The 10,518-nt window shown below is 45.2% G+C and carries 11 protein-coding genes; 8 read left to right on the top strand and 3 right to left on the bottom strand.

What is annotated here, in order from left to right; translation table 11 throughout:
• The first annotated feature begins 41 nt into the window (after window positions 1–41).
• On the top strand, window positions 42–1,166 hold the full coding sequence (locus tag H8Z79_RS08320; protein WP_015543388.1) for a ComEC/Rec2 family competence protein: 1,125 nt from the start codon (window positions 42–44) through the stop codon (window positions 1,164–1,166).
• A gap of 1 nt (window position 1,167) precedes the next feature.
• On the opposite strand, the gene H8Z79_RS08315 is transcribed toward H8Z79_RS08320, so the two are convergent.
• Complete coding sequence (locus H8Z79_RS08315) at window positions 1,168–2,064, bottom strand: selenium metabolism-associated LysR family transcriptional regulator (protein ID WP_015543389.1); 897 nt, start codon at window positions 2,062–2,064, stop codon at window positions 1,168–1,170.
• Between the two features lie 34 nt (window positions 2,065–2,098).
• Entirely contained in the window at window positions 2,099–3,280 is a 1,182-nt protein-coding gene (locus H8Z79_RS08310; protein WP_015543390.1) for an aminotransferase class V-fold PLP-dependent enzyme, read from the bottom strand.
• 84 nt (window positions 3,281–3,364) lie between these two features.
• On the opposite strand from H8Z79_RS08310, the gene yedE reads away from it, so the two are divergent.
• The 7 genes from yedE (at window position 3,365) to H8Z79_RS08275 (ending at window position 9,734) form a co-directional block, all read left to right on the top strand.
• Complete coding sequence (gene yedE, locus H8Z79_RS08305) at window positions 3,365–4,540, top strand: YedE family putative selenium transporter (protein WP_330607543.1); 1,176 nt, start codon at window positions 3,365–3,367, stop codon at window positions 4,538–4,540.
• A gap of 13 nt (window positions 4,541–4,553) precedes the next feature.
• Entirely contained in the window at window positions 4,554–4,760 is a 207-nt protein-coding gene (locus H8Z79_RS08300; RefSeq protein WP_187002805.1) for a sulfurtransferase TusA family protein, read from the top strand.
• Window positions 4,757–4,999, top strand: a complete 243-nt coding sequence (locus H8Z79_RS08295; protein ID WP_207661736.1) for a DUF3343 domain-containing protein — start codon at window positions 4,757–4,759, stop codon at window positions 4,997–4,999. The genes H8Z79_RS08300 and H8Z79_RS08295 overlap by 4 nt, the downstream gene beginning before the upstream one ends.
• Window positions 5,000–5,294: 295 nt before the next feature.
• Complete coding sequence (locus H8Z79_RS08290) at window positions 5,295–5,795, top strand: GreA/GreB family elongation factor (RefSeq protein ID WP_015543391.1); 501 nt, start codon at window positions 5,295–5,297, stop codon at window positions 5,793–5,795.
• Between the two features lie 123 nt (window positions 5,796–5,918).
• Entirely contained in the window at window positions 5,919–7,685 is a 1,767-nt protein-coding gene (locus tag H8Z79_RS08285) for a Na/Pi cotransporter family protein (RefSeq protein WP_118039142.1), read from the top strand.
• A gap of 47 nt (window positions 7,686–7,732) precedes the next feature.
• Entirely contained in the window at window positions 7,733–8,401 is a 669-nt protein-coding gene (locus tag H8Z79_RS08280; protein ID WP_187002804.1) for a winged helix-turn-helix domain-containing protein, read from the top strand.
• A gap of 1 nt (window position 8,402) precedes the next feature.
• Complete coding sequence (locus H8Z79_RS08275) at window positions 8,403–9,734, top strand: sensor histidine kinase (protein WP_187002803.1); 1,332 nt, start codon at window positions 8,403–8,405, stop codon at window positions 9,732–9,734.
• Between the two features lie 31 nt (window positions 9,735–9,765).
• Here the strand turns inward: H8Z79_RS08275 and nagB are convergent, their stop codons facing one another.
• The gene (gene nagB / locus H8Z79_RS08270) at window positions 9,766–10,497 is read right to left on the bottom strand and encodes a glucosamine-6-phosphate deaminase (protein WP_015543395.1); all 732 of its coding nucleotides are present in this window, start codon (window positions 10,495–10,497) and stop codon (window positions 9,766–9,768) included.
• Window positions 10,498–10,518: the final 21 nt, after the last annotated feature.

Raw genomic sequence — 10,518 nt, 5'->3', positions numbered from 1 at the left:
CGCAGGTTTTGTGCAGTTAGATTACGGGAGGGATAAAATATATGAAAAAACAAAACAGATTTGTGACATTTATACTGTCCGTGCTACTGGCACTGACCCTTGTTTTACCGGGAAGTGCTGTTACTGCGAAGGCAGACGGGCAGGGCAATATGGCTGTTCATTTTATTGATGTGGGTCAGGGACTGGCGATTCTTGTACAGTCGGGAGGAGAAAACCTTCTTTACGATGGCGGAAACAGGTCACATGCGGATGAAGTGGTGCAGTACCTGAAAAACCAGCAGGTAGAAACCATCAACTACATGATCTCATCTCATTACGATGAAGACCATCTGGGCGGCCTTGTAAAATGTCTGGATAATTTTGAAGTGGACCATGTGTTGGGTTCTGATTATGTACATACGTCGGATTTATTTAATACTTTTATGAATACGGCGACGGCACATGCGATCATTGTAGAATATCCGTCAGTCGGTGATACTTATGAGTTTGGAACCGGAAGTTTTACCGTGATGGCACCGGATGGAATTTCTCAGAACAGCAACGATAACTCCGTGGTTATCCGGCTGGTAAACGGAAACAACAGCTTTATGTTTATGGGAGATGCGGAAGAGACGAGTGAGCAGGACATGATCAGTACGGGAATGAATCTGGACTGTGACGTATTAAGCCTCGGACACCACGGTTCGGCATCCTCAACATCCTGGGATCTTCTGGAAGCAGCTTCACCGTCATGGGCAGTGATCAGCTGCGGACTGAACAATTCCTATGGTCATCCGGCAGCGGAGACCATGGGAAAACTTTCTGATATGGATATTCCGGTCTTCCGTACAGACGATCAGGGAACGGTCATCGCTCTTTCTGACGGAAATACGATAAGCTGGAATCAGGAACCGTGTAACGATTATACATCGGGAAGCGAAAAACAGAGTACAGACAGTTCTGCGGATCAGAGTGAACGGGATACGAATGATGCAGCCGCAACAGAATCCTATGCGGCGGAAACCGATACTTCCGACACACAGGGACGCATGGTCTGGATCTCCGCAACCGGAAGCAAATATCACAGCATTCCGGACTGCGGAAATATGAATCCGGACAAAGCTATGCAGGAGACAGAATCACAGGCACTTTCGCAGGGATATGAAGCATGCAAAAAATGCTGGTAATTCAGAATGTTCTGTAAAAATTCTGGACGAACTGGATAAACTGTCGTACGTGTGGTTTCAGGATACGGTTCTTACTGTAAACAATATAAAACGTTCTTTTATGAGCAGATTCTTCTAATGGAAAAAGAAGAATCTGCTTTGTTTTTTGCAGGTCGATGGCAGAGCGGGCAGAAAGTATAGAAATTCCCAGACCGTTGACGATAGATTTTTTGATGCCTTCAAGGTCATTCATGCGTGCGATAACATTGAGGTCACTGGGCGTGACACCGATCTGCTCGAGAAAAAGATCCATTTCTTTCTTTGTGCCGGAGCCTTTTTCTCGGATAATGACAGGATCTTTGATAAAATCTTCAAAAGTCACTGATTTGTTCTGCAGGCCGAGATAATGGCTGGTGATCGGTGTGGCAATGACCAGCTCATCCTGACAGAACGGAAGAAAGACGCAGGTCTCATCGCGTGTATTCTGTCCGACCAGAGCAAGATCTGCCGTTCCGTCAAGAACACGGTTGATGGATTCGGCGCTGTCTGCCTGAATCGAATGAAAATAGATATCCGGGTGTGTTTTGCCGAAGGCTGCCAGGATTTCAGGAAGCAGGTAAGAGGACGGGATAGTCGAAGCTGCGAGGTCGATCATGTGTTTTTTCACACCGGTGAAATTTTCCAGAAGATTATTGCGGATCTCCAACATACGGACAGCACTGTCATAAAGCTGATATCCTCTGGTCGTGATCGTTGTTTTTTTCGTAGTGCGCAGGATCAGCCTGGTATGCAGTTCTTCCTCAAGGGAACGCACATGTGCACTGATTGTAGGCTGTGTGAGATAAAGCTTGCGGGCTGCTTCCGAAAAGCTTCCGTAATCAACAACGGCAACAAAAGCTTCCAACTGTTTAAATTCCATGATGTAATCTCCTGGATAAAATATGATGCAAATATTATAAAATACAAAGTGTTCCAGTAATTTCTGCAAGTGCATGCAGTGCCTGATCTACGTCATGCCGCGTATTTTCCGAACCGAAGGAAAAACGAATCGTTCCTTCCGGGTAGGTGCCAAGTGTTTTGTGAGCGCTCGGGGCGCAGTGGAGTCCGACGCGCGTCATGATGCTGTAAGTGCTGTCAAGTTCGTAGGCAACCATGGACATATCAGGCTGGAGAGTCTGGAGTGATACAACTGCACACCGGTCAGTTGTATTTTTTTTACCGATGATACGGATGTTTTTTTCGAAGGGATCCAGTGCCTGAATTCCGTCTATAAATTCCTGTGTCAGCTTCATTTCATGCTGAAAGCTTTCTTCCATAGAAGTCTTTTCAAGATCGGAAAGTGCAGCGTGCAGACCCAGAATTCCCGGGATATTTGGTGTACCGGGTTCGAAGCGGTCAGGAAGAAAAGCAGGAACTTCCTCGGTGTGGGAAACACTGCCGGTGCCGCCGCTGATCAGAGGTTCGATCTGCGCTGCCAGTTCATTTGTGATCAGGAAACCACCGATTCCCTGCGGTCCGCGTAAGCTTTTGTGGCCGGTAAATGCAAGTGCGTCCAGATGCAGAGCTTCCATATCGATCGGGACGGTTCCGGCTGTCTGGGCAGTATCGAGAATAAACAGTAAATGATGTTTCTGACAAAAGGCACTCAGTTTCTGAACAGGCATCATCGTTCCACAGACATTAGAGGCATGCAGACAGACCAGAAGCCGTGTCTTGGGACGAAGAAGTGCCTCTGCCTTTTCTATAAGAAGAGACCCGTCTTTACGGCAGGGGATGCGGTCAAAAGTTACCCCGTTCCCGGCGAGCTGCACAAGTGGACGCATGATAGCATTGTGTTCCATGGAGGAGACAAGCACATGATCACCGGGCTTTAACAATCCTTTGAGAAGAATGTTCAGGCTTGTGGTGATATTTGGGGTAAAGATCACGTTTTTGCCTTTTCCTGAAGTGAAATGAAAAAGTCGGAGAAGCTGTTCTCTTGTCTCGAAAATTTGTTCTTCCACAGAATAAGCAGCCTGATAACCACCGCGGTTTACATTTACGGCAGAACCGCTCAGATAATCGTATACTGCCCGGGCAACAGAAGGCGCTTTGGGATAAGAAGTACTTGCCTGATCCAGATATATCTTTTTCATAAAAATCCACCTCACAATGTCAGAGTTAAATTGATTTATAAAAATTGTCTATAAATAACCATAAAATAAGACTATATTGAATTAGTGATTTTGTCAATAAGATGTTATGATTTATACAAAGAAAGTGTGCAGATTACAAAAAATTTAGCACAAGAGGGAAAGGAAGGTAACAAACAAATGAAAAAAGAGAAGACAACAATTGTTATAGCCGGAATCCTGATCGGTGTGATTTCGGCAATGCTGGTATTCTTCGGAAATCCGGCAAACATGGGATTCTGTATTGCATGTTTCCTGCGAGATACGACAGGAGCACTTGGTCTTCATTCCGCAGCAGCCGTACAGTATATCCGTCCGGAGATCATCGGTCTGGTACTGGGCGCATGTATTGTGTCACTGATCACAAAAGAATTTCGTCCACGCGGTGGTTCTGCACCGATCACGAGATTTACACTGGGTGCATTTGCTATGATCGGATGTCTGATGTTCCTTGGATGCCCGTTCCGTATGATCCTGCGTCTGGCAGGTGGTGACGGAAATGCCATCTTCGGTCTGGTTGGTTTTGTATGCGGTATCCTGACAGGAACATTTTTCCTGAAAAAAGGCTACACTCTGAAACGTTCTTACAAGATGCCGAAACTGGAAGGTGCTGTTTATCCGGCGTTCCAGATCGTAATGCTGATTCTTCTGGTGGCTGCTCCGGCATTTATCCACTTTACAGAACCGGAAGGCGGTCCGGGAGCAAAACATGCGGCAATCCTGATTTCTCTGGCAGCAGGTGTGATCGTTGGTATTGTTGCACAGAGAACCCGTCTCTGCATGGTTGGCGGTATCCGCGATGCAGTTTTGTTTGGTGAGTACAAACTGCTCTTCGGATTTGTGGCAATTCTTATAAGTGCACTTGTCATGAACCTGATTCTTGGCGCTGTGACAGGTACCGCATTCTTTAATCCGGGATTTGCAGGTCAGCCAATCGCACACACCAACGGACTGTGGAATGCACTTGGTATGTATCTGGCAGGTTTTGCCTGCATTCTTCTCGGTGGCTGCCCGATGCGCCAGCTCATTCTTTCCGGAGAGGGAAATACAGACTCTGTTGTAGCTGTTCTCGGACTGATGGCAGGTGCGGCTTTTTCACACAACTTTGGTCTGGCATCTTCAGCCGATGGTCCGACAGCAAACGGTAAGATCGCAGTTGTGATCGGCATTGTGGTTGTGGCAGTGATCGCGGTTGTGAATTCCACGAGAAAAGCAGAAGCCTGAAAGGAGAAAGAATATGAAAAGAGTAGATGCAAGAGGGCTTTCCTGCCCGGAACCGGTAATTCAGACAAAAAATGCGATGGCATCAAAAGAGGCCGCATATGAAGTACTTGTCGACAATGTCGTTGCAAAGGAAAACGTTTCTCGTTTTGTGCTGCATCAGGGCTATCAGGTAAAGGTACAAAAGCAGGGCGATGATTTCCTGCTCAAGATCACAAAATGATGACTTATATTGCAACTTTTTATTCGCATTACGGTGCCATCCAGTTCCGCAAAAACTGTGAAAAAATGAACCTGAAGGCAATGGTCATGCCGGTTCCACGGAACTTAAGTTCCTCCTGCGGAACCTGTGTGCAGTTTGAGGCGGACGGGATATTTCCGGACAGCACCGAGGAAACAGAGCAGATCGTCCGTGTGGAAGAAAGAGGATATGTAAGTATCTATCAGGCGGATGAGGAATAAAAAGAATATATAATAAGAAAAAGGAGAGTTCAACGTGGCGCATTCTGATCTTTATGGATGGGAAATGCCATGGAGGGCTCTCAGTTTATTTTTATAAAGAAGTTTTGGGGAGAAATTCTATAAGAAACGCCGGATGTTGACGGGTGTACAATTTCGATAAATTTGTGTATACTGATAGGCAATACAGAGAACCTGCCACTGGCAGCTTCTCTCGCATACTTTGGCATAAAAAGGCTGTCAGGGGAAATACTTCGGTGACAGTCGTATCATTGAAATTCAGTAGGAGTGAATAAAAATGGGAGAAAAACTTACAAAAAGAGACGTAGAAAAAATTGAGGAAGAGATCGAACACCGCAAGCTTGTCATAAGAAAGGAAGCAATCGAAGCGGTCAAAGAAGCCCGTGCACAGGGCGACCTCAGTGAGAATTTTGAATATTATGCAGCAAAGAAACACAAAAATCAGAATGAAAGCCGCATCCGTTATCTGGAGAGAATGTTAAAAACAGCGACAGTAGTGGATGACTCTTCGAAATCTGACGAGGTCGGAATGGATGATATCGTTGAGGTGGAATTTGAAGAAGACGGTGAAGTAGAAAAATACAAACTCGTTACATCTATTCGTGGAAATTCTATGGAGAATCGTGTCAGCATCGAATCACCGATCGGCAAAGCTCTCAAGGGACACAGGGTCGGAGACCGTGTACTGGTAAAAGTAAATGAGAATGTCAGTTATTATCTGCTCATCCGTTCCATTGACAAAACCGGTGATGAGGACGAAAATATCCGCAGTTTTTAGAATGTAAAATCCGACAAAGTTATGTAAAATTCGATTTTACAAAGATTTAACATAAAACTGGTGAGAACTTTACAAGCCGCAAATATGATGAAACCATATGAAATCTATGTAAAGGAGAATAATATGGACTTTTTCAGCATATTAACATTACTTGGAGGTCTCGCCATGTTCCTGTACGGAATGCAGGTTATGGGAGACGGGCTTGCCAAAGTATCAGGAGGAAAACTCGAGCAGATTCTTGAAAACCTGACTTCCAGCAAATGGAAAGCGGTACTTCTCGGCATGTGTGTGACTGCTGTGATCCAGTCGTCTTCTGCGACGACCGTTATGGTTGTCGGATTTGTAAACTCCGGCATCATGAAACTTACACAGGCAGTCGGCATCATTATGGGTGCCAATATCGGTACGACGATCACATCATGGATCTTAAGCCTTACCGGTATCGAGAGCAGCAACTTTTTTATCAGTCTTCTTAAACCGAGCGCATTTTCACCGATTCTTGCACTGATCGGAATTGTACTTCTGACTTTTACAAAAAGTTCCCGTAAAAAAGATGTCGGAACGATCCTTCTCGGTTTTGCAGTACTGATGTTTGGTATGGAAAGCATGAGCGGAGCAGTGAAACCTCTGGCAGATGTTCCGGAATTTACAGGACTTCTTCTGAAGTTTTCCAATCCGGTAGCAGGTATTCTTGCAGGTACGGTCCTGACTGCGATCATTCAGTCATCTTCTGCATCTGTAGGTATCCTGCAGGCTCTTTGTATGACCGGAGCGGTTCCGTATAGTTCTGCATTTCCGATCATTATGGGACAGAATATCGGTACCTGTGTGACCGCACTTCTTTCTGCAATCGGTGCAAACAAAAACGCAAAGCGTGCGGCAATGATCCATCTGTATTTCAACCTGATCGGAACCGTTGTATTTATGGTACTTTTCTATATGATTAACGCAGCTGTGCATTTTCCGTTTATGGCACAGATGGCAACACCGGCAACAATTGCGATCACACACAGTGTATTCAATATCACGGCAACACTTGTATGGCTTCCGTTCTCTAACCTTCTTGTAAAACTTGCCTGTCTTACGATCCGCGACGACAAAGTGGATGAGGTCAGCAGAGAAGACCAGGAATTTATGATTCTTGAATCCCGTTTTCTGGAAAAACCGGCTTTCGCAGTAGAGCAGGGAAGAAATGCGGCAAAACATATGGAGCAGGATTCCAGAAAGATACTGGATATTGCACTTGGACTGATATATTCATACAGTGATGAACAGGCAGAGAGAGTCCAGAAACTTGAGTCAAAAATTGACCGTTACGAGGATGAACTTGGTACATATCTGGTTAAGCTGAATAACAAGGATCTGTCAGAAAGAGACAGCCACAGTGTATCGATCATGCTGCACTGTATCGGCGATTTTGAACGTATTTCCGATCATGCGGTAAATATTATGGAATCCGCGCAGGAGCTCCATGAAAAGAATATCAGTTTTTCACCGCAGGCAAGGAATGAACTTCAGGTGCTGGTCGCAGTGGTAAGCAGGATTGTGGATACGGCATATCAGGTTTTTGACAGGCAGGATCTGAATCTTGTCAGCGATGTGGAACCACTTGAAGAAATCGTTGATGAGCTGAGCAAAGAACTGAAACGCCGTCATGTCAATCGTCTGCGTTTAGGAGAATGTACGATTGAAATGGGCTTTATCCTCACAGACCTTATTACGAGTCTGGAGCGTATTGCAGACCACTGTTCAAATATAAGTGTCTGTGTTACACAGGTAAGAGAAAATCTTTATGACACACACAGTCATCTGGAAAGCCTCAAAAATGAACCGGATGATTCCTATTATAACCGTCTGGGGGAACTGCATAAAGAATATGTACTTCCATAAAAAATCTGTTTTTACAGACAATTACAGTGAGAAAGGACGGATACAGAATGATCTATTGCGTAGAAGATGAAAAAAATATCAGGGAACTTCTGATCTATACTCTGGAAACGACCGGATTTTCTGCGAAAGGAATGGCGAATGCCAAAGAACTCCGCATTGCATTAAAAGAAGAACTTCCGGATCTGATTCTTCTGGATATCATGCTTCCGGGGGAAGACGGATACAGCATACTGGAAAGTCTGAAATTATCAAGAGATACCAGAGGAATCCCGGTGATCATGGTCACAGCGAAGGAAGCCGAGTATGACAAGGTAAAAGGTCTGGAGGCCGGCGCAGATGACTACATCACGAAGCCTTTCGGGATGATGGAGTTTGTGGCAAGGGTAAAAGCGGTTCTTCGCCGCTGTTCCAAACAGGAAGATGACAAAGAACTGAGAACTGGTGATCTGAGTCTGTCTGTAGGCAGGCATAAGGTTCGCTGGAAGGATACGAGTGTTGAACTGACACGTAAAGAATTTGAACTGCTTCAGTACCTGATGGAAAATCAGGGACTGGTCATGAGCAGAAATCAGATCCTCTGTCATGTATGGGGATATGATTTTGATGGTGAGACAAGAACAGTTGATGTCCATGTCCGTACACTACGCCAGAAGCTTGGCGAAGCAGGAAATCTGATAGAAACTGTACGAGGAGTCGGTTACCGGATCGGAGTATAATATGCGAAAAAAAATCTTGAATCATACCTGTTTTCTGATTGTTTTTTCTGTACTTCTTACGTTTCTTGCCGCAGGACTTGTCATGTATGGAAAGTACAATGAAGATTTGAAAGAGAGCGTTCGGGACAGTACAAAATACATTCAGGATGGAGTCGAAAAGATGGGCAATTCCTATCTGGATGAAGCCCTTGGTCAGGCAACTTCGGCTCGTATCACACTTCTGGATCCGAAAGGAAATGTATTGTTTGATTCTCTGGAAGATTCTGCAGAACTTGAGAACCACAGCAATCGTCCGGAGTTTATCCAGGCAGAAAAAAGTGGATATGCGGAATCACTGCGATATTCAGAAACCCTGTCCAAACAGAATTTTTACTGTGCGGTAAAGCTGGCAGACGGGGATATCCTTCGTGTCGGAAGAACAACGGACAGTGTCTTTTCCACGATGCTGTCGAGTTCTCTGCTTCTTGGAGGGCTGCTGATTGTGATCCTTGCAGTTGCATTTGTGCTGGTCCGCAGGCAGACACGTGACCTGATTGAACCGATCAATACACTGGATCTGGAGGAACCTCTGAAAGAAGTAAAGTATGAGGAGCTCCGGCCGCTTTTGAAAAGAGTTGACCAGCAGAACCGGCAGATTGCCAGGCAGATAGAAGAACTGAAAGAAGCAGAGGCCGTGCGAAGAGAATTTTCGGCAAATGTTTCCCATGAATTGAAAACACCGCTGATGTCAATCTCCGGTTATGCGGAGCTTATGGTGAATGGGATGGTTCCACCAGAAAAAGTACCGGAATTTTCAGGCAGGATCTATCATGAGGCACATCGCTTAAGTGCTCTGGTGGCAGATATCATCCAGCTTTCAAGACTGGACGAAAAGAGCAGTGGTCTGCCGTTTGAGAAAGTGGATCTTTATGAGATGGCAGAGGATATTGTGCATCATCTCGAAAGTGCTGCTGAAAAGAAAAATATCACCGTGTCACTGGATGGCAGTCCGGTAATAGTGAATGGTGTCCGTCATGTCATTTATGAGATGCTTTTCAATATTGCAGACAATGCAATTCGATATACCGACTCGAAAGGTATGGTGAAGATTTCACTCGGAATGCACGGAGAGCATCCGTATTACTGCGTGGAAGACAATGGAATCGGAATTGCAGAGGATGAACAGAAGAGGATCTTTGAACGCTTTTACCGGGTGGATAAGAGTCATTCACGGGAAACCGGAGGTACAGGCCTTGGGCTTTCTATTGTAAAACATGGTGCGATTCTTCATAACGCACAGATCAAACTGGAAAGTGAACCCGGAAAGGGTACAAAAATGGAGCTGGTGTTTTAGTACACCGGCTCCTTTTTGTTGGTGCGTATGATCAAATGTCCATTTCGGACAGAGCAGCTTCATCAGCAATGATCGTACAGTCCGGATGGAACTGGAGAATCGATCCCGGTACCTGTGAAGTTACAGGTCCCTGAACGACCTTTTTAAGAATCTGTGCTTTGTCACTTCCACTGACAACGAGCAGAATCTTTTTGCATCGCATGATCGTACCGATTCCCATAGTATAAGCCTGACGTGGAACGTCTGCTTCGCTTTCGAAGAAGCGCTTGTTTGCCTGAATCGTAGTTTCTGTCAGATCTACACAATGCGTTTCGTCTTCAAAGTGATCAGATGGTTCATTGAAACCGATATGGCCATCGTGGCCAAGACCGAGGATTTGAATGTCAGCAGGACCGACTTTGTGAAGCTGCTCGTTGTAAGCGGAGCATGCTTTTTCTGCATCCTGTTCAGTTCCGTCCGGAACGTAGGTATTTGAATAATTGATATTGATCTTGTGGAAAAGATGGGTGTTCATAAAATAACGGTAGCTTTGCCTGTCAGAACCGGACAGACCTTTGTATTCATCGAGGTTTACAGTTGTAACCTGTGAAAAATCAAGATCACCGTTTTCGTACATCTTAACAAGATGTTCATAGGTTCCGATCGGTGAAGAACCGGTAGCAAGGCCCAATACGCTGGCTGGTTTTAAAATCACCTGTGCAGCGATGAAATTGGCTGCCTTGCGGCTGAGTTCCTGATAATTTTTTGCTTTGCAGATATGCATATTTTCCTCCTTGCCCGACTG

Origin of the sequence: Blautia intestinalis (assembly GCF_014297355.1) — a bacterium.
GTDB lineage: Bacteria > Bacillota > Clostridia > Lachnospirales > Lachnospiraceae > Blautia_A > Blautia_A intestinalis.
The sequence above is the reverse complement of the archived record's forward strand: the minus strand, read 5'-3'. Positions and strand labels throughout refer to the sequence as shown.

Bases quoted from the DNA above. Each gene is read 5' to 3' on its own strand.
- H8Z79_RS08280 (WP_187002804.1), top strand. From the start codon at position 7,733: ATGATCTATTGCGTAGAAGATGAAAAAAATATCAGGGAACTTCTGATC.
- H8Z79_RS08300 (WP_187002805.1), top strand. From the start codon at position 4,554: ATGAAAAGAGTAGATGCAAGAGGGCTTTCCTGCCCGGAACCGGTAATT.
- H8Z79_RS08310 (WP_015543390.1), bottom strand. From the start codon at position 3,280: ATGAAAAAGATATATCTGGATCAGGCAAGTACTTCTTATCCCAAAGCG.
- H8Z79_RS08285 (WP_118039142.1), top strand. From the start codon at position 5,919: ATGGACTTTTTCAGCATATTAACATTACTTGGAGGTCTCGCCATGTTC.
- H8Z79_RS08290 (WP_015543391.1), top strand. From the start codon at position 5,295: ATGGGAGAAAAACTTACAAAAAGAGACGTAGAAAAAATTGAGGAAGAG.
- H8Z79_RS08320 (WP_015543388.1), top strand. From the start codon at position 42: ATGAAAAAACAAAACAGATTTGTGACATTTATACTGTCCGTGCTACTG.
- nagB (WP_015543395.1), bottom strand. From the start codon at position 10,497: ATGCATATCTGCAAAGCAAAAAATTATCAGGAACTCAGCCGCAAGGCA.
- H8Z79_RS08275 (WP_187002803.1), top strand. From the start codon at position 8,403: ATGCGAAAAAAAATCTTGAATCATACCTGTTTTCTGATTGTTTTTTCT.
- H8Z79_RS08295 (WP_207661736.1), top strand. From the start codon at position 4,757: ATGATGACTTATATTGCAACTTTTTATTCGCATTACGGTGCCATCCAG.
- H8Z79_RS08315 (WP_015543389.1), bottom strand. From the start codon at position 2,064: ATGGAATTTAAACAGTTGGAAGCTTTTGTTGCCGTTGTTGATTACGGA.